Genomic DNA, 23,812 nt, shown 5'->3' on the forward strand with positions numbered 1-23,812 from the left:
GAACAAAGCTTATGGTATAATAAAAAAGTTACCTTTGTTTATAGCTGAAACAGATTGGTCATCTTTTGTATTTTTTACAAAGGGCGATTTTGCTTTGTATGATTTTTTACACCGCATTTTGAAAGGTTTCATCTTTCTGGCTGCTCATTAACTGTGTGCACTCGAAAACCTTGAAGCTGATTTTTTACTTTTCTATAGTTAACAACAAAGATACAAAGAAGCCTTTAAAAAAGGCTGATGAACCTTCAGGGCAGTCTTAGAGACTTCTGAAGGAGCCTTACTAAACTACTGGAGGAAGTGCAATGTCGTTTGCGGATTTCGATTTTTTAGAATATCTAGCTAATATTGTTGACATTCTCCTGGTTTGGTTCGTCATTTACAAGCTGATTGCAATTATTCGAGGTACGAAGGCTGTCCAGCTTTTAAAAGGGATTTTTGTCATCCTGATTGTAAAGTTTATCAGTGATTACTTCGGATTGAATACGCTCAGCTGGATGATGGAACAAGTACTAACCTGGGGATTCCTGGCCATTATCATCATCTTCCAGCCTGAATTGCGGCGGGCACTCGAACAGATCGGCAGAGGGCGGCTTTTTTCCAGAACAGGTCTGCAGGAAGAAGAAGACGAAGAGAAGATGGTGGAGGCTATTATCAAGGCAACCGATTATATGGCCAAGCGCCGGATCGGGGCATTGATCTCAATTGAAAGAGAAACAGGAATGAGTGATTACATAGAGACAGGCATCCAGCTTCAATCAAAAATCTCCTCTGAACTGTTGATTAATCTTTTTATACCGAATACGCCGCTTCATGATGGAGCTGTGGTGATACAGAAAAACATCGTCGCTGCGGCTGCTTGTTATTTGCCGCTGTCGGAAAGTCCTTTCATTTCGAAGGAACTGGGTACAAGGCACAGAGCCGCGCTCGGAATCAGTGAAGTAACCGACAGTATCACAATTGTCGTGTCTGAGGAAACAGGGAATGTATCGGTTACCCGGAATGGCGAACTTTACAGGGACTTGAGCGGGGAAACGCTAAGGGAACTGCTTACAGCCGAGCTGGTTTCGCCATCAAGAATCAAGCAGGCAGCTTCTACCCGCTGGAATTGGAGGGGGAAGAAAAATGGATAAATGGATGGATAATCCCTGGTTCATAAAAGTCGTTGCCCTTGTTCTTGCTGTCCTGCTGTTTGGATCTGTACCTAAAAACGATCCAGATAAGCCTGGCGATGTGAATGTACCATCAGATGAAAAGGTGGAGACGATTGAAGAAGTGCCGGTAAAAAGGATTTATGATACCGATACTTTGGTAGTATCAGGTGTTCCTGAAACAGTTTCCGTCACGCTTCAAGGACCGAAGAATTTGGTGCAGCAGGCGAAGACACTGAGGAACTTCGAAGTGTTCGTTGATTTAACAGATGCCGAAATCGGCAATCAGCGAGTGCCGATCACGATTAAAGATGTCTCAGACCGCCTGACCGTAACCATCGAACCTGGGTATGCAAATGTTTCAATCCAGGAAAAGGTTACGAAGGAATTCAGTGTGGAGGCAGAATTCAACGGGAATATAGTGGAGGAAGGCTATATAGCTGAAAAGCCGTCAGTAAAGCCTAATAAAGTCCAAATAACAGGTGCAAAGGATGTTATCGACAGAATCACGTATGTGAAAGCAACTGTCAATTCTTCCGGGAAGGTGTCAGACACCATCACGCGAGAAGCAAGTATTCTTGCGCTGGATAAAGATATGAATAAACTTGATGTTGTTGTCGAACCTGGCGTTGTCGAGGTAACGATTCCGATTAAAAGCTCAAGCAAAAAGGTACCAATTGATATTGTCCGGAAAGGAACTCCTCCAAGCGGGGTAACAATCGATTCAATCACTTTGGAAACGAAGGAAGCTGAGATCATCGCTGACCCAGGTGTTCTCGAGAAATTTGATCGTGTCAGGGTCGAAGTGGATGTAAGCAAGATTGAGGAGGATACGGAAATCACCCTTCCAGTCATTATTGGTGAAGGAATTGTCCGGGTTTCCCCTGAAACGGTAAAAGTGGCTGTAAAAGTCACAACGGCTTCCGAGATAAACATCTCTAATGTTCCAATAGAAATTGATGGGATGGATGCCGGCTATGAAGTCAATTTCCTTGATCCCGCAGATGGCCAGACTAATTTGACCGTTTCTGGACCGAGTGAGATTGTTTCGGCCCTGTCATCCGATGATTTTAAAGTCTTGATCGATGTGTCGGAACTTGAGGAAGGGAATCATGAAGTCGAGATGAAGGTGACAGCACCTCAAAATATAACGTGGAAGCTGGCTAAAGAAACGGCCAGTATATCGGTTGCGAAAAAAGATGCGTAATGACTGCAATTTTTCATACAAGGAGAGATTCTAAGAATGGGTAAATATTTCGGTACAGACGGAGTACGTGGTGTTGCGAACAGCGAATTAACGCCAGAATTAGCTTTCATGCTTGGACGCTTTGGAGGCTATGTCCTGACAAAGGAGCATGATCGTCCTAAGGTATTGATCGGAAGGGACACTCGTATTTCCGGACATATGCTTGAAGGTGCGCTGGTAGCCGGCCTATTATCAATCGGAGCAGAGGTCATGAGGCTCGGCGTTATCTCAACTCCAGGGGTGGCCTATTTAACGAAAGCTCTTGGCGCGCAGGCTGGCGTCATGATTTCTGCCTCTCACAATCCAATAGCTGATAATGGAATTAAATTCTTTGGGCCGGATGGATATAAGCTGTCTGATGATCAAGAGAATGAAATCGAACAATTGATGGATATGGACAAGGATGAGCTGCCTCGCCCAGTAGGTGCTAATCTTGGACAGGTAAATGATTACTTTGAAGGCGGACAAAAGTACCTTCAGTATCTAAAGCAATCTGTAGATGAAGAATTCACAGGTCTTCATATCGCGCTTGACTGCGCACATGGAGCAACTTCATCATTGGCTACGCATTTATTTGCTGACCTTGATGCTGATACTTCTACAATGGGTGCATCGCCTAACGGTTTGAACATTAATGATGGCGTCGGATCGACACATCCGGAAGCACTTGCTGAATTCGTAAAGGAAAAGGGAGCGGATTTAGGCCTTGCTTTTGACGGAGATGGCGACCGCCTGATTGCGATTGATGAAAAAGGAAACATCGTTGACGGCGACCAGATCATGTATATCTGCGGAAAATTCATGAAGGAACGCGGACAGCTGAAACAAGGTACTGTTGTATCAACTGTGATGAGCAATCTTGGTTTTTACAAAGGCCTTGAGGAAAATGGAGTTCAAAGTGTTCAAACAGCGGTTGGTGACCGTTATGTAGTGGAAGAAATGAAGAAGAACGGCTATAATCTCGGCGGCGAGCAATCCGGCCACATCATCTTCCTGGACTACAACACGACTGGTGATGGCCTGCTTACTGGCCTGCAGCTTGCCAATATCATGAAAGCTACGAAAAAGCCGCTTTCAGAGCTGGCAGGGGAAATGAAGAAATTCCCTCAGGTTCTCGTGAATATCAGAGTGACGGATAAGCACCACGTAACAGATAACGAGAAGGTAAAAGAAGTAATCGAACAGGTTGAAGCAGAAATGAACGGCAACGGCCGTATCCTTGTTCGTCCTTCAGGAACAGAGCCTTTGGTACGTGTCATGGCAGAAGCAGCAACAGCAGAGCTTTGCGAAGAATATGTAAGACGAATTGCTGTCGTGGTTGAAGAAGAAATGGGATTAAAAGAATAATAATCAGTCATATGCATAAGGGCTTCGTCACATAAAAGAGCCCTTATGCATATTTATTTAGGAAGGGAGTTTTCAGTCGTCCGGTATAGGGTAATTGTACGGGAGGGCTGTTTTCCTTTGTTTTCTATTGACGGATAGGTATGTATCATGTATGATAATCCTGTTTTTGAAAAAGGTTGTTTTTTGCCTTGAAAACAATTTTTCGAAAGGTGGGCAGAGGTAGATCAATGGAAAACTAAAAGCGCCAGGACTAATCCCTGACCGAAATTGTGGATTAGTTGACGAGGTGGAGGTTTATCGAAGTTTCGGCGGATGCCTCCCGGCTGAAAGCACAGCCGCGAATTCCATCTTCAAAACATTAGGGCAACTTAATGCACAAAAAGATGGGGATGCTAAAACTAAAGAGGATTGGATTTTTGAAGTCTGACCTCAAACCAATTATATGAGATAAGGGGGCAAGCTGCCCCTATATAAGAGGCTTCTTGCCCCCTGTCGTACAGGAGGAAAAGAAGTTATGTGTGGAATCGTTGGATATATCGGAAGTAATGACTCGAAAGAGATTTTATTAAAAGGTCTGGAAAAGCTTGAGTATAGAGGGTATGACTCTGCGGGGATCGCAGTCATGAACGAAAAAGGAGTTCACGTTTTTAAGGAAAAAGGACGCATCGCGGACCTTCGCAATGCAGTGGACAATGATGTAATGGCCAACGCTGGAATCGGCCATACTCGTTGGGCAACTCACGGTCCTCCAAGCAAGGTGAACGCTCACCCTCACCAGAGCACAACTGGCAGACTGACTCTTGTCCACAATGGTGTCATCGAGAACTATGATCTATTGAAGCGCGAGTATTTGCAGAATGTCGAATTGAAAAGTGAAACAGACACTGAAATTATCGTCCAGTTAATCGAACTGTTCGTAAAAGAAGGTCTGAGCCTGGAAGAAGCCTTCCGTAAGACGCTTACACTTTTACATGGTTCATATGCACTTGCCCTTATAGATGAGCAAAACGAAGACACGATTTTTGTGGCAAAAAACAAGAGCCCGCTTCTAGTCGGCCTTGGCGATGGCTTCAATGTTGTTGCCAGTGATGCAATGGCAATGATTCAGGTAACAAACCAATACGTTGAACTGATGGACAAGGAAATGGTCATTGTCACGAAAGACGAAGTGACAATCAAGAACCTTGAGGGAGAAGTGGTTTCACGCGCTCCTTACACTGCAGAACTTGATGCAAGCGATATTGAAAAGGGAACATACCCGCACTACATGCTCAAGGAAATCGACGAGCAGCCGCTTGTGATGCGTAAAATCATCCAGAACTACCAGGATGGCGAAGGCGCGCTTGAAATCGACTCTGACATCGTCGCTGCGATGAAGGAAGCAGATCGCATCTATATTATCGCTGCTGGTACTTCTTATCATGCAGGTCTTGTCGGCAAGCAGTTCATCGAGAAATTGGCGAAGATTCCTGTTGAAGTTCATATCTCAAGTGAATTCGGCTACAATATGCCACTTCTATCTGAAAAGCCATTGTTCATCTTCATTTCACAGAGCGGAGAAACTGCGGACAGCCGCCAGGTTCTTGTTCAAGTGAAGGAAATGGGCTACAAGGCTTTGACGATTACGAACGTACCAGGTTCAACACTTTCCCGTGAAGCAGATTACACTCTTCTTCTTCATGCTGGTCCGGAAATCGCGGTAGCTTCAACAAAAGCATACACAGCACAGCTTGCTGTCCTGTCAATTTTGGCTGAAGTGACAGCTCGCGGTATGGGCCATGAAGTTGACTTCGACCTTGTACAGGAGCTGGGAATCGTGGCAACAGCGATGGAAGCTCTTTGCGATGACAAAGAAGAATTCGAAAGCATTGCACACGAATACCTGACTGTTACAAGAAACGCATTCTTCATCGGACGCGGAATTGACTTCTACGTGGGACTTGAAGGCGCGTTGAAACTGAAGGAAATCTCGTACATCCAGGCGGAAGGCTTTGCTGGCGGAGAATTGAAGCATGGAACAATTGCTTTGATCGAAGAAGGCACACCAGTCATCGCCCTTGCAACACAAGAATTTGTTAACCTGAGCATCCGTGGAAACGTCAAAGAAGTCGTTGCCCGCGGAGCAAACCCGTGCATCATCTCCATGAACGGACTGGAAACAGACGAAGACCGCTTCGTCATCCCAGAAGTGCACAGCCTATTAACACCTCTTATCTCAGTAATCCCGCTGCAGTTGATCTCATACTACGCAGCGCTGCACCGCGACTGTGACGTCGATAAGCCACGTAATCTGGCTAAATCAGTTACGGTTGAATAAATGTGTGTTGGAACCCAGTCAGCATTTGATGCTGGCTGGGTTTTTTTTGTTTTATTTAAGCCTCTGCATTGCCCGAAAAAGGAGACTGAGCATTAAAACGGTAAAAGAAATGCCTCTTCATTTACCGAAAAAGGAGACTGAGCATTAAAACGGTAAAAGAAACACCTCTGCATTTACCGAAAAAGAAGAATGAGCATTAAAACGGTAAAAGAAATGCCTGTTCATTTACCGAAAAAGGAGACTGAGCATTAAAACGGTAAAAGAAATAGCCTGTTCATTTACCAAAAAAGAAGAATGAGCATTAAAACGGTAAAAGAAACACCTCTGCATTTACCGAAAAAGAAGACTGAGCATTAAAACGGTAAAAGAAATGCCTCTTCATTTACCTAAAAGGGGACTGAGCATTAAAACGGTAAAAGAAACCTCTTCATTACCTGGGACTGACATTAACGTAAAAAAAGCCTGTGCATTACCGAAAAGACTGAGCATTAAAACGGTAAAAGAAATGCCACTCATTTACCTAAAAGGGACTGAGCATTAAAACGGTAAAAGAAACACCTCTGCATTTACCGAAAAAGACTGAGCATTAAAACGGTAACAGAAATGCCTGTTCATTTACCGAAAAAGGAGACTGAGCATTAAAACGGTAAAAGAAATGCCACTTCATTTACCTAAAAAGGGGACTGAGCATTAAAACGGTAAAAGAAACACCTCTGCATTTACCGAAAAAGAAGACTGAGCATTAAAACGGTAAAAGAAACACTTCTGCATTTACCGAAAAAGAAGAATTAGGATTAAAATGGTAAAAGAAATGCCTGTTCATTTACCGAAAAAGGAGACTGAGCATTAAAACGGTAAAAGAAATGCCTCTTCATCCTAAAAAGGGGACTGAACATTAAAACGGTAACAGAAATGCCTGTTCATTTACCGAAAAAGGAGACTGAGCATTAAAACGGTAAAAGAAATGCCTGTGCATTTACCGAAAAAGAAGAATGAGCATTAAAACGGTAAAAGAAATGCCACTTCATTTACCTAAAAAGGGGACTGAGCATTAAAACGGTAAAAGAAACACCTCTGCATTTACCGAAAAAGAAGAATGAGCATTAAAACGGTAAAAGGAGCGTCTCTTCATTTACCGAAAAAGTGAATTAGTGCTGAAAGGTAAAAGCAGAGTCTCTCCTCTACTGTCACTATAATATGAGGGATCAAATTAAAGAAAATACCGTGTATTTCTTTCGCCCAGTGATTCCAAATTCGAAAGAAGTATCCGTCTAACCGATTTTAAGGGTACTACGCCATTACACCATTCATGAACCAAAGATGTGGTCACTTTTTTATCTGGTAATAAGAGCTTGAGTTCACCTACACTCCGGAGTACTGCAGTATCAATTTTTTCATGACTGCCGCAGTGACTGCACACTAACTCCCTTTTCACAACCACGTCCACAAACGAATGACACTCTCCACAAACAATACCTTTTTTCAACTGTTCATACTCATACTTCGGTACTCGTTTATAGGGATTATCCACTGTATGCAACTCAAGCAGCTTGTCGGCAATCTTCTGATGAAGGTTATTCAGAGTGGATTGTCTTTTATTCAACTTTTTCATAAAGCGGTTCAGCTGGCTGGGTAAGATGATAGGTGCATTCTTTGGGGCCTGATACAGGGTGAACTCGGGGTTGATGAATAAGACATAGGATTCAACCTCTAGGTGAAAGCCGAGGCTGGATAGCAGTTGGCGAAAGAGAGAGGTACTACGCTTTAACTGGATCAGGGGATCTTTAATTTCTTCGCCATTGATGATTTTGAGGCGTTCGTCTTCGTAGTAGTAGTCACCTTCGTAATCTTTTACCTCGAATAGTAGAATTTTATTCTGCGTAATGACACTAGAATCAATCTGGAACGTGGTGCTGCTTGCCTCGAGGAGGAGGTCGTTCAACGTCAGGTTTTGTATCTCAAGGCTTTGCATCCATATGTCGTATTGGACTTCACCTTTGTAGCCTTTCCTCAGGCTATAGTGTCTCTGCTTGTCTTTTTCCGTGAAGATCATTCGTGGTTCCAGGAGATTCATAATTTTTAATTCATCTGATTCATAACGGTATTTTAGAATCATAGTCCACATCCTTTCAACTTATATTCTGATGTGAAAAATGACAAATATCCAGTGAACATTTTAAGGCAAAAAAGCCTGCAATCCTTAGACTGGCAGGCTTTTTTGAAATTTGTACGACAGTCAGTCATATCTGAAAAAATGATTTTCGCACGACAGTCTGTTAAATCCAAAAAAGTGAAATTTGCACTACAGGCATGTTTAATACAAACCCACCATCAAAAGGTAACGCTAATAATCATTCCTCCACAACCGGCAGCACAATCGATGACGGATATTTTGAGTTATTTAAAATCGTCGCGATTCCGCCGAGCTGATTGAGCAGCTGCGGTGCCGGCGACATGGAGTGCGGGAAGTCGCTTGGCCCGATGGCGACGCGGAGTCTGTGGCCTTCTTTGATGACGAAGTTGCTAGGGAAGATCTCGACGTCCAGCTCCATAACTTCATATGGCTTGACCTCCTGGATAGCTGCCCTTGTAAATGGATGCCATGGCTGTATGTTCTCTCCATCGAGGAAGCGGCTCTTGCTTTCGTCGACTGCACGGTGCGAAGCGGCAAGCCAACCTGCAGTAATTTCGCGCGAAGAACCATCAGGCGCAACATCTGTTACACGCACTGATAGAACTAGTTCCCGTGCCGTTGTTTTGGCAAAAATCTTAGCGGCAATTGGACCGGATACACGAAGATCAGTATTGACTGGTGCGGTTGTATAGGTGAGCTCACCCATTTCAGTCAGTCTGTTATCTTTCGTACATGGCAGGGCATCCGGAATTCCGGCCATCCACTGGTTCGTGCTGCCTGAACAAATACCGTTCAGCGGCTGCTGGAGCATAGTGCTCGACGGCTCTAAAGAGGAGGGAGTCTCCTTCGTCAACTGCTTGCCGCTGCGCAGGTAAAACTTCTCGGCGTTCACATTCTTATGCGGCCAGCCTGGCTGGACCTCAAAATGATTCTCTCCCAATACAAACTGAGTGACATCAGGAATCTTATTGATGTTCGTGTTGATTCCCATCAAATATTGGTCAAACCATCGTAACGCTAGCTGGTCAAGAGCAGGGACGTTATCGGCCGGCAAGCCGCTCCCGTAGTTTCCGTGCGTCCAGTTTCCCATAAGCAGCTTTGTCTGCACACCATTCGCTTTTAATTTTTCATAAAGAAGCGGGGTGCCGCGCTGGAAAAGGTCATGAAGTCCACCGGTGAAAAATGCGGGAACTTCAATTTGATCGGCAACCGCCAATGGAGAGCGCAGCTGTGCGGCTGGCCCATCGTATGCGAAGTCGCCGCCTGTAATCGCAGAGCTCAGGGTGCTTACTGGAAAGCCGAGCAGTTGTCCTGTATGGTTTAACAAAACGGTCGTGCCCATGATGGGTTCTGACAGAGTGTAGGTAGGAGGGAGCAGGCCGCTGCCGGTCACAAGGCCGAGCCAAAGCGGGATGAAACCTGTGTTCACCATTCCCCCGGACATAAGGATGTCGCGGTACATGTCACCCATCGGCACGATCGGGAAAATGGCTTCCAGTCCTTCAGGCTGCTGGGCTGCCGTTAAAAGCTGGTTGATGGCACGATAAGAGGAGCCGTATAAACCGACCTTGCCATTGCTCCACGGCTGGCTTGCTGCCCATTCGACGAGTTCCTTGCCATCGCGCTGTTCGGCTTCACCGAATGAATCCCATGCTCCCTGTGAGGCACCGGTTCCGCGGACATCGACTGCAACATGGGCATAGCCGCGCTTAATAAAATACTCATTAAGGTTTTCTGTACTTCGTACGTTCTTGTTATATGGAGTTTGTGTCAGGATGACAGGAAACGGTCCCTGGCCATCAGGGAGATGCACATCTGCTGCTAGAATAACGCCATCTCTCATTGTGATGAAAACATCTTTTTCCGTGGTGTAGTTTGAATGCTGTTCCGGGCGGTCGTAAATCGTCTCTTCCCATTCGTTACTTGAGGCAGAAGCCTGGGAAGAACCCAGCCCCTGGGACAGGCTGAAGAATATCAAGAAAGTTAGTCCGACTTTAAATAATCTCATGGGCAAGCCTCCTGTAAGGGTTTTCAATACAATGTTACGAAAAATAGATAGGCACTTATATACGATAAATGTCGTGTTCTGAAAATCAACGAAAATAAAACAGTGTGATCCGCCAGGGGAGGGGAATCACACTGTCAAAATGTCTATTCGTCCGCTTCTTCACTCTGCCTGTTCGTCTGCTCAGGCAGCGTATCCCAGAAGCTAGTATCCATTGTTTCAATAGAGTCATCCGCAATGGCTCTGACGGCCGCATCCAAAGTGGTGATGGTCTGCTTGATCAGGTAGCCGTTGCTCTTCTGACCAAGTGCATAAGATTCGATAAAGTGGTCGGACATTCCGCGCATTTCGAATAAAAGAGTCGATATGTCATAGCGGACAGCCGCTCCGTTACGGCCAATGTTTTCTCCAGTACCGCCGCGGTATTTGCCGATATGGCCCCAGCCAGTATCCTCAAGCGCATTGTAAACGACTGCACCAAGCTTCTTGGAGCCTTCGAGCACCTCTGGCTTTACATTTTCATTTGTAGGATAAAGAATCGATCCAGAAACAAGTTCACCTTCTGTTTCACTGAGCGTGCCCTGGTGATGAAGGTCGATCATGTAATCGATATCATATTTAGCAAAAACATTCTCGTGAAGCGCGCGGGCCTCTGGCTCCATCTCGCTAGTTTGCTTTGCGTGTTCACGATTTAAATCAACATAATTTGCATTATAGCGGGTAAGGTGACGGTCGCCATCAGCATGATAATCCTCAAGTGAGAAGTCGACATCACCCATTGCTCCGTCCGCATTCAGCATCGGAATAACAAGAATGTTGACATTATCGAGAACTCCGCTTGTTTTACCAGTGCCTAAGTGTTTGATGAATTCAAGTGCACCTTCCGTTGTCAGCTGCTCATTGCCGTGCTGCTGCGTCAGGAACAAGATCGTTGGGTTTTCTGGGTTGGAAAAATATTTTGCCATGTGAATATCGCGGCCCTTGACTGTCTGGCCAATCACTTCGAGCTCCATTGCCTCCTGTTTGGCATCTTGAGTCTTTAGGTATTCTGTTAAGCTTTCATATGTATGCAGAATCGATGTTTGTACGGAGCCATTTCCGGCACTCGGACCATTCCCGACTGCACCTGCAGGCAGGGCAACCGCCGTCACCGCGCCAAATGCCATCATGCTTGATAAAGATACGGATAATACCTTCTTCTTCAAAGTCATTGTCATTCCTCCTATGAAACTAGATTCAACTCTATTTTACGGAATATTATAAAAACAATTAATAGAGTAAGATGCCCATTTTATAGACAAATTTCGGGACGCTAAATAAGTAGTTTGGATAGAGTTTAATATTCGGGAATTTGGGTTATATAGGAAAAAAGTAGTGAATGAGCAAGAAGGATTGGAAGAGAAAATAAAAAAGCGTGCTAAATGGCGCACGCTTGGTGTGATCTTTCTTTTTGAAATTTAAAGATGGAGCGGAAAAGCAAAACAAAGAAAAAAGCCAGGAATCCCAGCTTCTAGATTTTCGTCAGTTCTTCCTCAAAATAAAAGGTACTCGGATATTCTTTTACAGTGTATGAATATCTTTTCATGTTTTTCACATATTGGGATTTCATGATTGTCACTGTTTCACCGGATTCTTTAATATTGACCATTTGACCTGTTTTGTAAAGGTTGCTTGCGCTCTTCAATTACCCACGCCCTTTCATGTTCTCTTTATTATACCACATTTTCTGGCGCACTATTGTTATTCCATTATGGTCTTTAGGGCGATTATTTATAAAAACCTATTTTTGGAAAATTCCTTAATGCTTGCACTATCCTTTCAATTCTGTTATTCTTAGGAAGAATTATTTTTGTTCGGTATGCAAGGAAAGAACATGCACTGCTTGATTCGCCTGGATATCACTGAGACAAGAATAGTAACAAATTGTGTGGATATCACACTAGGAGGCAACAAAAATGGAAAACGGTAAAGTAAAATGGTTTAACGCAGAAAAAGGTTTCGGATTCATCGAGCGCGAAGGTGGAGAAGACGTATTCGTACACTTCTCAGCTATCCAAGGCGAAGGCTTCAAGACTCTTGAAGAAGGCCAAGAAGTTTCTTTCGACGTTGAGCAAGGTGCTCGTGGACCACAAGCAGCTAACGTTACAAAACTATAATAACGGATTAGCCCATACAAACAAGCTCTGTGTGATCAGAGCTTGTTTTTTTATGTCCAGAAATAAAAAAATCAATAAAAAAACCCCGCTCAAAATGAGTGGGGTTTTAATGCGGTAAAGCAATGGTTGTTTTTATTATAGCATAACTTCTACAGCCACTGTTAAAAAAGTTTTTTGTTCGTAAATATTGTTGCCTGCACGATCAAAAGCTGGGTACTCTCAATAATAATTAGTGAATCCAAAAACGGTTGATACATTTATTTTTGATAAAATGATATAGTTTTCTAGAAAAATCTGAATTTTCCATTGAAGTATCCATACAGGGAGTAGATAATAACCATATAGGTATATATTCATAAAATGGAGATTTCCGGGGGATGCAATGATAGAGTTTGTAAAAGATTTGATTCTGCATTTTTCAATTATATTATCACTCGGTTTCATGTATAACTTTCTATGGATGCAAAAACGTTCGGTTTATAAAAAACAAGTCTTTAAAATGGCAATTTTAGCTGCGCTTTTAATGACCATGGCGCTGCCTGTAAGATTCCATGGCGGGTTGGAGTTCGATTTGAAGCTGATTCCTGTCTTCATTGCCTTTTTTTATCTAAGCAGGACGGATAGCTTTTTGCTTGTGGCTGTACTGTTGTTATTGCAGGGGTTTGTTGGGATTGACAAGATTGCCGTTACATCTGTCAATTATATCGTCATATTGATTTTATTTTTTTCAATTGAAAAAGTATATAAGAGTACAACTATTAACAGAAAAATCGCGCTTGGCCTCTTTGTCTATGGCCTGATCACAACGACAAGACTTGCGGCAATGATTAATGCCGGCCATGCGGGAGATTATCTGTATTTGCTTGTATTCTCACTCGTATCTTTCATTGCACTGTCGGTAACCATTTATATCATTGAAATGACCAACCTACAGCGGAAATTAATGCATGAGCTTCACAAGGCAGAGAAATTTTCAGCCATCAGCCAGCTGGCAGCATCGGTTGCCCATGAAATTCGCAATCCAATGACCACAATTAGAGGATTCATGCAAGTCCTTCAAGGAGAAAGGAATTTGAATGACAACCAGAATCTCTTCATCTCGATTTCACTTCAAGAGCTTGATCGTACCCAAACAATCATTGACAATTTTTTATCTTTGGCTAAACCGAATACAGGAAGCATGGCAAAAATAAATCTAAGTGAACTCTTAAAAGAAACGATCGATTTCATGAGATCCTACTCACATCTTGCCAATACAGAATTGGTGGAAGCGATTGATAAGGACCTCTGCATCAAAGGCGATGCCCATGAAATTAGGCAGGTTTTTATCAACATCCTGAAAAATGGCATTGAAGCAATGCCCACAGGAGGGAGCATCTACATCATCGCCAAGGTAGACAGGGAAAATGTAAGGATTCAATTCCGTGATGAGGGCGTCGGCATGAAAAAAGAACAGCTTGACAGACTCGGCCAGCCTTACTACTCGACAAAGGAAAAAGGGACAGGTCTCGGAATGATGATTTCCTTTGATATCATCCAGAGGATGAGAGGAAAAATTAATGTCGAAAGTGAAGAAGGAAAAGGCACCACATTTACGATCCTGCTGCCATGCGAGTAAAAGAATACATTTCTTGTAGAAGGGCTCTATCAGCCAAACGAAAGGCGAAAGCAGGAGAAAGTGTCCGATAGGAGGGCTCTATCGGCCAAACGGAAGGCGGAAGCAGGAGAAAGTGTCCGATAGAAGGGTCTTTCGGCCAATTGGAATCCAGAATACGAAATTGTAATTGAAATAGAAGGCGGATAGCCTTCTCCTTTTATAATCGCCCTTTTCGGAGTTAACCAGTCGCCTTCGATTTCTTGGTTGGAAGTTTTTTTTAGTGCGTCGAAATACATTATTAAGCTATAATAATTTTTAAAAGATTTTCATAATTGTTTGCGGGAAAGGGGAAGGACTGCATGTCTGATTTTAATACTTATTTTTTGATGAAGGCTGATGAGGTCATTTCATATGTGAAGGAAAAGACCGACTTTTTTGATAGAGACGCTGAATTGAGCTGTACCGAAATTGGGGATGGCAATTTGAATTACGTTTTCCGCGTAATTGATGGGAAATCGGATAAATCATTGATTGTGAAGCAGGCTGGTGATACAGCGAGGATTTCCGATGAGTTCAAGCTTTCTACAAACCGGATCAGAATTGAGTCCAATGTGCTTAAGCTTGAGGGTGAACTGGCACCGGGTCTAGTTCCTGATGTATACCTATTTGATGATGTAATGAACTGCTGTGTAATGGAGGATCTGTCTGATCATACAATCCTACGTACAGCGCTTAATGAAGGCCGCATTTTTCCGAAGCTTGCGGATGACCTGACGACTTTCATGGTCAATACGCTTCTGCTGACTTCTGATGTGGTCATGGAGCATAAAGCAAAGAAGGCGCTTGTTCAGGACTATATCAACCCTGAATTGTGCGAAATTTCAGAGGACCTTGTATACTCTGAACCTTTCACTGACCATAACAGCCGAAATGATCTGTTCCCGGCCAATAAGGAATGGATTGAAGAGAATATTTACGGCGATGATAAATTGCGCTTCGAAGCGGCAAAGCTGAAATTTGCTTTCATGACCAATGCCCAGGCGCTTGTGCATGGTGATTTGCACTCAGGATCTGTTTTTGTAAAAGAAGATTCTACAAAAGTAATCGATCCTGAATTCGCGTTTTACGGACCGATGGGTTACGACGTTGGAAACGTAGTGGCTAACCTGATGTTTGCCTGGTCGCGTGCATATGTGACAAACGCTGATGAGAAGTATGTTTCCTGGCTTGAGGGAAGTATTAAAGATACGGTGAACCTTTTTGCAGAAAAATTCCTGGCAAGCTGGAAGGAAAATGTAACGGATGTCATGGCAAAAGAGCAGGGCTTCGACCGCTGGTATCTGGATTCTGTCCTTCAGGATACGGCTTCCGTAACCGGAATGGAAATGACACGCCGTATTGCAGGATTGGCAAAGGTGAAGGATTTGACGACGATTGCTGACGAAAAGCAGCGTGTCACCGCGGAGAGAATTTGCCTGTCTGCAGCAAAGCAGTTCATCTTGAATTCTGCAGACTACAAAACGGGAGAGCAGTTTTTACAAGTACTAAAGGATTCAGCTTCAAGCCATAATATGCGATAATAAGACGTTCCCTATCTAGATTTTTAGAGAAAGAGAGGCGCATCCTATGTTGCTTCTGGAAGAACGGATGAAAGTCGTAGAATACGGCAAGAAAATCATTACAAGCGGCCTGACGAAAGGGACGGGCGGAAATATCAGCATTTTCAATCGTGAAAAGCAGCTGGTTGCCATCAGCCCGAGCGGGATCGACTATTTTGAAACGAAGCCTGAAGATGTGGTCATCATCAATTTGGATGGCGAAATCGTCGATGGCAGTAAAAAGCCGTCGAGCGAGCTGGATATGCATTTGATTTTTTACCAGCGACGGGAGGATTTGAATGCGCTTGTCCACACCCACTCGCCATACGCAAAAACGATTGCGACACTTGGATGGGATATCCCGCCAATCACATATTTGGTGGCGTTTGCCGGTCCGAATGTCAGGTGCGCTCCTTATGCAACATTCGGAACGAAGGAGCTCGCCGAAAAGGCATATGAAGGCATGGTGGATAGGAGAGCCGTACTGTTGTCCAATCATGGCATGATTGCTGGTGCCCATAATATCGAAACCGCTTTTACAGTTGCTGAGGAAATTGAATTCAGCGCCCAGATATATTATCAGGCAAAAGCGATTGGTGAACCTACAGAACTATCTGATGAAGAAATGGCAAGGCTGTCAAAGAAATTTGAGAGCTACGGCCAGAGATGACCCTCTTTCTAAGAGGGTTTTTTCTATGATCTCAGGCTTCGAAGTGAAAAATAGAGGGGCACAAATTCATCAGACTATGCTATGATTATTTAAAAGAAAAAATTGGACTTAATGGATAGTTTTACTAGAGGGGGACAGGCTGGCTATGAGAGCAAGGACTAGGAAAAGTGAACCTTTTTCATTTGACAAACTGAAGGAATTTTTCACTACTGTGCTGCTGCATCTTAGTTTTTATGCCTTCATCGTGTTTCTCGTAATTTTTTTTATTGATAATTTCAGCTAATAATATGCCGTACAGAGCTGATTTCTGTACATTATCCGGAGATAGGGGAAGTTTATGGCGGCTATACAGGACCGAATAATTGAGCATCTCAGATTTCTAACAGAAGAAGTTGGCTGCAGGCCAGTTGGCTCAGATAAAAATAACGATGCAGCTGAATACATAGAGAATGTTTTTAAAAAGGCTGGAATGGAAATTGAAATCCAGGAGTTCGCTGTGCCGGACTGGGAGGCTGAAGAAGCTTATCTGCTCCTAAATGGAGAACGAATAGATGTCAGAAGCAACACGTTTTCAAGCCCCTGTGAGGTAGAAGCGGAGATTTTTTCGTTCTGCACAATTGAGGAGCTTGAAAGAGCATCGGATCTCGAAGGGAGTATCGCTTTTCTATATGGCGAGCTGTCGAAAGAAAATTATGTAGCCAAAGGGTTTACTATTTATAATCCTGAGCACCATCAGAAAGTTATCCGCTTGCTGGAACAGAAAAACCCTGCTGCAGTCATCACTATTAGGCTGGAAAAGCAGAGTGATTCCCCAATTTTCAATGATTGGGATTTTGCTCTCCCTTCAGTGACGATAAGGCCAGAAACGGGTTTGCGGGTTATGAATGGCTCTTGGGCGAAATTAGTGATAAAAAGTAAAAGGAATCCTGGCACGACAAAAAATGTCATTGGCAGAGTGAAGGGATCACGTCGCGAAAGAATCATCCTTATTGCCCATTATGATTCTGTATTTCATACACCCGGTGCATTTGATAATGCCTCGGGAGTTTCCCTGCTGCTTATGCTTGCTGAGGAAATAGCAAAACAAAAGTATTTGCCTGTATCGTTTGAGTTCATCGCCTTTAGTTCGGAGGAGTATCTTGGACTTGGTGATCAGGTTTATTTAAGGAAACAGGACGAAGGCTTTCAGAACGTTATTACAGTCATGAATTTTGATGGGATTGGCCAGAAACTTGGGACCAATAATATCACATTAATGGCAGGATCTGCTGAACTTGAAAACCAGTTAAAGACTATCAAAGAAAGGTTTCCGGCAGTACACTGGACTAAACCCTGGTATGAAAGTAACCACACCACCTTTGTTCTTCAGGGGGTGCCGAGCATCCCGTTCAGCTGTGCTGGAGTAGCAGATTTATTGCACACTCCTGATGATCAGATGAGGTGGATCAGTTCCGAAAAAATGGATGAAGTTTATAGGCTGGCACACAGTGTTATGGACGTATTGCAGGATAAAAATGCTGATTGGACCAGGGGTTCACAGTAAAAAAGAGCTTGGATATATTCCAAGCTCTTTCTGTATTTTATGGATTCAATGGGTTGTCGCCGTTATGCGGATCCATAGGGTTATTGTTTCTGTTCTGGTTCGGGTTGTTCAAGTTTGGCGGTGTGCCAGGGTTCGGATTGTTCAAATTTGGCGGTGTGCCAGGATTCTGGTTCAGATTGTTTAAGTTTGGCGGTGTAGCAGGATTCGGGTTGACCGGATTGTTCTTTTTCATTTTCTGCTGTTGGACCGCTGCCTGATCAATGCTGGTTTTTTCGATTTTCTCATCGAACTTGGTCAGGTATTTTGAAGCGAAGTTTTTGCCGCCTAGTCCGAAAGCCAGTCCGAATGCGAGCGCCAATCCTCCAAGGGTAAGGATGAAGGCTGCGTTTACGATGGCAGGCGCGACTCCAAGCTGGTCAAGCGCCATGAAGACTGCAATGGTAATGATCGCATATTTTGCGACAGTTGCCAGCACGTTTGAAGAATCACCCTGCAGGATGCTGCTTAGTACTTTCTTCGCAAGGCTGCCAAGCCATAGGCCGACTCCAAGGATGACAATCGCAGCAATGACATGCGGAAGGTACGCGATTACACCACGTGCAAGGTCGACGAAGAAATCAAGCTTCACGACGTTCAATGCTTCTGCTACAAACAGAAGGACGACGATGACCTGGACGATATAGCCTACAATGTCAGATAAGCTTAACGAGTTTGGACGGTTAGCTGCGCTGTTTAAGCCCATGCCTTTAAAATATGAGTCGAAGCCAATTCTTCTTAACAAATCAGCAGTGAATTTCTTCAGCCATTTTCCAAGCCATAAGCCAATCATGACAAGAATGATGGCAACGACGATATTCGGAATCATCGTCAAGATGTCATTCAGCATTGCGATCGCTGGTTCAGATATTCCTTCGACATCGAGACGCTCAAGGGCAGCGATGACGGTCGGAATCAAAATCAATACGAAAGCAATCGTGCCGATCACTCGTGAAAGGCTTGTGCCCTCGAATAAACGGGAAAGCCCGAAACGCTGGACTAATTTTTCAGTGCCAATGCTTTGTAAAAAGTTGGTCAGGATATCGCGGACGATTTTAGCGACAAAGTAGCCGACTAAAAGAATCAGTGCTGCCGCGAATAGTTTAGGAATGAAGCCGAGGATTCCCTCAATCATGTTTTCGAATGGCTCTGAAACGCCATGCAGATTAAGGGCTGACAGTACTGCCGGCAATGCCATCAGTAGTACCAGATAGAATACAATATTCGCAACCGTGTCTACCACGTTTGTAGTCTGCTGGTTGTCCTCTGTAAGCTTGTACTTGCTTAATTTTTCATGGACACCAAGCGTCTTGCCGCCTTTCTGAATCAGGAATTTCAAGCCTGAAGCGATCAGCCAGGCAAATAGAAGGATCAATCCAGCTTTCAGGATGTTCGGAATTGCTGCGGCAATCGTTGAGAACATTCCGACGAGCGGCTCCGTCAATACATATAAGTCTAAGATATTCAGGAACATGATGAAGACAAATACTAGAATTAAAATATAGACAATCTTGCTGATGATTTTTTCAGCTGAATACTTCTTATTGTTTACATTTGAAAAAAGCTTGTTATCAAGGCTGGTTTTCTGAAGTCCCTTGTAAACTGCTTTTTCGATTAATTTTGCGACAAGCCATCCGACAAGTAGGACTGCCAGCGCAATCAGCACATTTGGCAGCTTGCCAAGAATGCTGTCCCAGCCATTGTAAAAATTATTGTTCAAACTCCTCACTCCTTATTTAATTGGACTCCCAAGATAGGCTGCGAAATGCGTATTGATAAGAACGAGAACTGATACAGCCCTTAAACCCGATAAATAGTCCTTAGTTAGTTAGCAAGCTTACTTTAATCTACCCAATTGCTGCTGTTATAAACAAGCTGAGCACATTGGCTGATTAAAAGATAGGTCTACACAATATCGTAGATAAATAGAGGTTGGAGAGGAGTATATCAAAAATAGATGCTATCAATTTTTACTTTTGGTTTAGAAAGCAATAAAGTTTAAGAAAAGAGCCTTTATAAAAAGGCATGGAAAAAAATGAAACCTAAGCTTAACTCATTCGTCTTAGCATTAAACTGAAGTTGGGGTGAGAAATGTGTGAAAAAGATTAGGGAAGAAGGTCTATTAGATAGAGATGCCTGGCTGGAGTTTATTATGAATGAATACGGTGAACGGCTGACAAAGTTAGTTTATAACTATGTGAAGGACTGGAAGCTGGCGGAAGATATTGTCCAAGATGTATTCATAGCGTGCTACAAAAATTATGACAAAGTTGATGAAGTGATCTCATTCAAATCATGGATTTATCGAATGGCTATTAATAAATCAAAGGATGTATTGAAGAGTTCGGCGTTTCGAAAAGTGGTGATGAATTCAAGCTTGTATTCTCTTTTTTCATCAAAGGAATTGTCGCCAGAAAAAGATTTTTTGAAGCGCAGTGAAGAAGAGTTTCTTTCTTTGTGTGTATTATCTTTGCCTGTTAAATACCGGGAAGTGGTTACGCTTTATTATTATGAAGAATGTTCGATTGAAGAAATCATAGGAATATTAGAATTGAACCCCAATACGATAAAAACCAGATTGAGCAGAGGCAGAATGAAGCTGAAAAAAATGATGGAGAGGTGGGGATATAATGGAGAGCAAGCTTAAGCAGCTGCGTAACGCGATGGACTCGACGACCCATAAAGGTGTTCACTTTACGGAGTTCCAAAAAATGAATATCCGAAGAGCCGTCCTTAAAGGTAAAATAGAGAAGCAAAACAGACCCAATAAACTAGTTATATTCGCCATTTCCACTTTTGCTGCTTTTTTATTAGCCTTCTTCATTTCGACTGAGCTTCTGGTCAAGCATGACAATGAAAGGATAAATGGTGCTCCAACTGCTCATGGCCAGTGGGATATACGCCATGAATATAAGGAGAATCAAGATACTAAATTCAGCATACTTCCTGATCCAAAATTGAAAGCAGCAACGCCCTCTGGTTATATCTTTAGTTTCGAAGAACCTTTCTACACGTATAAAGGAAAAGACCTTTCTATTTCTGCCATTCATAAAGAAACAGGTAAAAGAATACAGGTTGCACCGGCTCAAGAAATAATAGAACCATCACCGGGATACCCAAGTTTGCAGCGTTTTTCGATTACATTCACAGTTCCTTACGATGGCTTGTGGAAGTATGAGGTGTATCTGGATGGCAAAGCCTATGGCGATGTAGTTGTCAGGGTGGCTGAAAAATCAGAAGACGCCCCTATTACTCTACCCGAAGATATACCAGATTTTGTTCAAATAAGTGAATTTGAAAATATTGATTGGTCGCGAAAAGCAGTGGAGTTCGGTGACAGGGGCATTCTCGGGAATGAAAATAAGTCAGGGGTTATAGGTGCTGACATGCCAAGTCTAAATGGTCAAAAGTGGATGTGGCATCTATGGGGTGTAACGGATGTGGACTTGACAATAGTAGGGTTTCATAGGGAATCCAAAACAGTCCACAAAATCTTAACGAATGGAATGGGTTGGACAATTCGTGCTTATGGTCCAAATAACGGGGCAGATGCGCATACACCCTCATCAGTTAAAATTCCTTTAAAAGGAGAATGGGCAATTATGCTTTATGTTGATGGGAAATTATTTGATCAATTAATTTACGATATAAATGAGTGACACTTTATAATCAGTTCTTCACAAAGGTAATATTTTGTCAGATTTTTATAGCCACTAGTAAAAAAGATGCTTGAAGCCGACAATAGGCTTCAAGCATCTTTTTGTGAGTTTATGCTTTTTTCGATCTTTTCAAGTATGCGTAAATTAAATACCCAGCAATTACGACGACTCCGAGGACGATTGTCAGCATCGCGAAGTTATCCTCGATGAATGGCATGGCTTTGTCGCCTAGTGCGACGATGATCGCTGCTTCAAGGAAGAAACGAAGGCCGCGGCCGATGATCGACCAGATAATGAGCGTCGGAATCCTTACATTCGTGATCCCTGAAAAAATCGTGAAGACCTTATATGGAATAGGAGTGAAACCGGCAATCAGAATAGCCATTGCACCGTATTTTTCAAAATAGCGTTCGACCAGGACAATTTTCTCTTCTTTTATAAAATAACGCAGAATTGGACGGCCGACTCTTTTACCGATGTACCAGCCAAGCAGGGCACCGAGTACAGAGCCTGCTGTTGTGATGAAGGCATACCAGAGAGCCTTGTCAGGATTGGCAATACCCATAGGGATCATCAATACATCGGGTGGAATCGGGAAAAAGGAAGATTCCAGGAAAGACACGAAGAATAATCCCCATGAACCAAATTCAAGCAGCCAATCTTCAATCGCGTGGATCCATTCAGACATGAAACAGTTTCTCCTTTGAGTTGTTATAGTGAAGTCTTGAAAAATAAACCTAGTTAGAAGTATACCATTTTTACTTCTTCCAGAGCCAACTATTTCAGCAATGGGAGAGCTTAACTGCGATTTCATGCTTCTCCTATCGCATCTATAAGTAAAAGAATGCCACCCATTCTTTATTTGTAGGTTAAAAGTGGTAATCTATAAAAGAACAGTATTAGAAAAGGGAGTTGTCTATGGAATACATACTTTATCTACTGCTGGGCGGCCTGATCAGTGTCCTCTCTGGTTTTTTCGGAGTGGGAGGCGGCTTTATCCTGACGCCCATTTTACTTTTGATAGGCTTTTCGCCGCTTGAGGCAATCACAACGAGTTTGTTTTTTACTGTGGGTACATCCATTTCGGGAATTACAGCCCATATCCGCCTGAAGAATATCCTCTGGAAAGAGGGGTTGATTATGGGATTGAGCGGAATTGTTGCGACGCAGCTGGCAAGGCCACTGGTGTATGCCCTTGAAGCGAGGGGCTGGGATGAAATCGTCATTCCGTTCCTTTATATTGTGCTGCTTGCTTATTTTGCGGTAAAAATGATCCGCCAGGGAAGAAAGAAAGACGAGGAGATCCCTGCACCTGCCAATTTTTCGCTGCCAAAGCTGTTGGCCGTTGGCTTCCTCGGCGGCTTCGTCTCGGCAACGCTTGGTGTGGGCGGCGGTTTTATCATCGTTCCGCTGATCATTACATCGCTTGGCTTCGATCCGAAAAAGGCAGTTGGAACGAGTTTATTTGCGGTTTTGCTCATCGTTTCAGTTGGTTTCATTTCTTATGCGGTCAATACGGAGATCGATTACTTAATTGGCCTGATGCTGATTGCTGGCACCCTGGTCGGCTCCCAGTTCGGCGCAAGAATGACTGGTTATTTTGAAAACAGGGAAATGAACGCGATGCTTGGCCTGCTTTATCTTACAACTCTGGCAGGGGCTTTACTGAAGTTATTTGATTTAAATAAAATTGGGCTTTTGATCATGGGGCTGTTCATAGCATTTTTCTTTGCACGTTCGATAGTAAAGATAACGAAAGCAAAACAGACGAATAAGTCCGATTAAAATGTCTCCCAAACACCTTCCTGTAATGGTAAAATTATACATAGTCAGGAGGGATGCTGTTGAATAAATGGTTTCTGGTATTCTTGCTATTGACCTCAGTTTTATGGGGCTGTGAGAAAAGCGAAGCGGGATACACTGACCGGGGTGACCACCTCCCGGAAAAGTTGAACACAGCGATATCGAACTTCGTTATCGATGAATATGCAGATATATACGACGATAAAGACCAACTCTTCGAAGTGCATAAGGTTTATGGCACCCACGAAGAAAATGGGAAAATGACCGTATATCTGTACTCTTATATGGTCGGGATGAAAAAAGGGTCGGAACCATCTGGCCATATTGTTCCTGCGGTCATAAAACTTAAGAAAGAAGCTGAGGGTTATACATTTATCAGCTATAAAGAACCAGAAGATGGAACAAGAAATCAGTCGTCTCTGGAAAAATTATTTCCTGACAGGTACCTGGAATCAGTGCGGGCGGATACCGGAAACCTAGATGAGTTAATGGAGGAAATGGAAAAGAAAGTGGAGCAATGGGTAAACGAGGATCAGAACTAGAAAAGGAGCAG

At 43.3% G+C, this 23,812-nt stretch carries 19 protein-coding genes; 13 read left to right on the forward strand and 6 right to left on the reverse strand.

Annotated features, from left to right (window positions below; all coding sequences use genetic code 11):
- Positions 1-302: 302 nt before the first annotated feature.
- The 4 genes from cdaA (at position 303) to glmS (ending at position 6,058) form a co-directional block, all read left to right on the forward strand.
- A complete protein-coding gene (gene cdaA / locus FOF60_RS01005; RefSeq protein ID WP_192472876.1) occupies positions 303-1,130 on the forward strand; it encodes a diadenylate cyclase CdaA in 828 nt (275 codons plus the stop codon).
- On the forward strand, positions 1,123-2,355 hold the full coding sequence (locus FOF60_RS01010) for a CdaR family protein (protein WP_192472877.1): 1,233 nt from the start codon (positions 1,123-1,125) through the stop codon (positions 2,353-2,355). Before cdaA ends, FOF60_RS01010 begins: the two co-directional genes overlap by 8 nt.
- 36 nt (positions 2,356-2,391) lie before the next feature.
- Positions 2,392-3,741 (forward strand): phosphoglucosamine mutase, encoded by a 1,350-nt coding sequence (glmM, locus tag FOF60_RS01015; protein WP_192472878.1) that lies wholly within the window; start codon positions 2,392-2,394, stop codon positions 3,739-3,741.
- Positions 3,742-4,255: 514 nt separating this feature from the next.
- A complete protein-coding gene (gene glmS, locus FOF60_RS01020; protein ID WP_192472879.1) occupies positions 4,256-6,058 on the forward strand; it encodes a glutamine--fructose-6-phosphate transaminase (isomerizing) in 1,803 nt (600 codons plus the stop codon).
- Positions 6,059-7,268: 1,210 nt separating this feature from the next.
- Here the strand turns inward: glmS and FOF60_RS01025 are convergent.
- From FOF60_RS01025 to FOF60_RS01040, 4 genes are all read right to left on the reverse strand, one after another.
- Positions 7,269-8,174, reverse strand: coding sequence for a nuclease-related domain-containing protein (locus FOF60_RS01025; RefSeq protein WP_192472880.1), 906 nt, complete (start codon positions 8,172-8,174; stop codon positions 7,269-7,271).
- A gap of 235 nt (positions 8,175-8,409) precedes the next feature.
- A complete protein-coding gene (locus tag FOF60_RS01030; protein WP_192472881.1) occupies positions 8,410-10,200 on the reverse strand; it encodes a CocE/NonD family hydrolase in 1,791 nt (596 codons plus the stop codon).
- A gap of 143 nt (positions 10,201-10,343) precedes the next feature.
- The gene (locus tag FOF60_RS01035; protein ID WP_192472882.1) at positions 10,344-11,408 is read right to left on the reverse strand and encodes a M14 family zinc carboxypeptidase; all 1,065 of its coding nucleotides are present in this window, start codon (positions 11,406-11,408) and stop codon (positions 10,344-10,346) included.
- A gap of 299 nt (positions 11,409-11,707) precedes the next feature.
- Complete coding sequence (locus FOF60_RS01040) at positions 11,708-11,881, reverse strand: hypothetical protein (protein WP_192472923.1); 174 nt, start codon at positions 11,879-11,881, stop codon at positions 11,708-11,710.
- Between the two features lie 271 nt (positions 11,882-12,152).
- Here FOF60_RS01040 and FOF60_RS01045 point away from each other — a divergent pair, with 271 nt between their 5' ends.
- The 5 genes from FOF60_RS01045 to FOF60_RS01065 all read left to right on the forward strand — a co-directional run bounded on the left by FOF60_RS01045 (position 12,153) and on the right by FOF60_RS01065 (position 17,761).
- Positions 12,153-12,353 (forward strand): cold-shock protein, encoded by a 201-nt coding sequence (locus FOF60_RS01045; protein WP_023626356.1) that lies wholly within the window; start codon positions 12,153-12,155, stop codon positions 12,351-12,353.
- A 382-nt stretch (positions 12,354-12,735) separates the two neighbouring features.
- On the forward strand, positions 12,736-13,971 hold the full coding sequence (locus FOF60_RS01050) for an ATP-binding protein (protein WP_192472883.1): 1,236 nt from the start codon (positions 12,736-12,738) through the stop codon (positions 13,969-13,971).
- A 338-nt stretch (positions 13,972-14,309) separates the two neighbouring features.
- Positions 14,310-15,530: an S-methyl-5-thioribose kinase gene (gene mtnK / locus FOF60_RS01055; protein WP_192472884.1), complete on the forward strand. Its 1,221-nt coding sequence runs from the start codon at positions 14,310-14,312 to the stop codon at positions 15,528-15,530.
- Between the two features lie 46 nt (positions 15,531-15,576).
- Positions 15,577-16,218, forward strand: coding sequence for an L-fuculose-phosphate aldolase (locus FOF60_RS01060; protein ID WP_192472885.1), 642 nt, complete (start codon positions 15,577-15,579; stop codon positions 16,216-16,218).
- Between the two features lie 337 nt (positions 16,219-16,555).
- Entirely contained in the window at positions 16,556-17,761 is a 1,206-nt protein-coding gene (locus FOF60_RS01065) for a DUF4910 domain-containing protein (protein ID WP_192472886.1), read from the forward strand.
- Positions 17,762-17,798: 37 nt separating this feature from the next.
- Here FOF60_RS01065 and FOF60_RS01070 read toward each other — a convergent pair whose 3' ends face one another.
- Positions 17,799-19,517, reverse strand: coding sequence for a mechanosensitive ion channel (locus FOF60_RS01070; protein WP_192472887.1), 1,719 nt, complete (start codon positions 19,515-19,517; stop codon positions 17,799-17,801).
- 375 nt (positions 19,518-19,892) lie between these two features.
- On the opposite strand from FOF60_RS01070, the gene FOF60_RS01075 reads away from it, so the two are divergent.
- The gene (locus FOF60_RS01075) at positions 19,893-20,444 is read left to right on the forward strand and encodes a sigma-70 family RNA polymerase sigma factor (protein ID WP_192472888.1); all 552 of its coding nucleotides are present in this window, start codon (positions 19,893-19,895) and stop codon (positions 20,442-20,444) included.
- A gap of 64 nt (positions 20,445-20,508) precedes the next feature.
- Positions 20,509-21,456: a DUF4871 domain-containing protein gene (locus FOF60_RS01080; protein ID WP_264647626.1), complete on the forward strand. Its 948-nt coding sequence runs from the start codon at positions 20,509-20,511 to the stop codon at positions 21,454-21,456.
- Positions 21,457-21,565: 109 nt separating this feature from the next.
- On the opposite strand, the gene FOF60_RS01085 is transcribed toward FOF60_RS01080, so the two are convergent.
- Positions 21,566-22,144: a YqaA family protein gene (locus FOF60_RS01085; RefSeq protein ID WP_192472890.1), complete on the reverse strand. Its 579-nt coding sequence runs from the start codon at positions 22,142-22,144 to the stop codon at positions 21,566-21,568.
- Positions 22,145-22,374: 230 nt separating this feature from the next.
- On the opposite strand from FOF60_RS01085, the gene FOF60_RS01090 reads away from it, so the two are divergent.
- Both FOF60_RS01090 and FOF60_RS01095 read left to right on the forward strand, forming a co-directional pair.
- A complete protein-coding gene (locus FOF60_RS01090; protein WP_192472891.1) occupies positions 22,375-23,241 on the forward strand; it encodes a sulfite exporter TauE/SafE family protein in 867 nt (288 codons plus the stop codon).
- A gap of 59 nt (positions 23,242-23,300) precedes the next feature.
- Positions 23,301-23,801: a hypothetical protein gene (locus FOF60_RS01095; protein WP_192472892.1), complete on the forward strand. Its 501-nt coding sequence runs from the start codon at positions 23,301-23,303 to the stop codon at positions 23,799-23,801.
- Positions 23,802-23,812 lie beyond the last annotated feature (11 nt).

This window comes from Mesobacillus jeotgali (assembly GCF_014856545.2).
In the GTDB taxonomy this organism is placed as follows: Bacteria; Bacillota; Bacilli; order Bacillales; family Cytobacillaceae; genus Mesobacillus.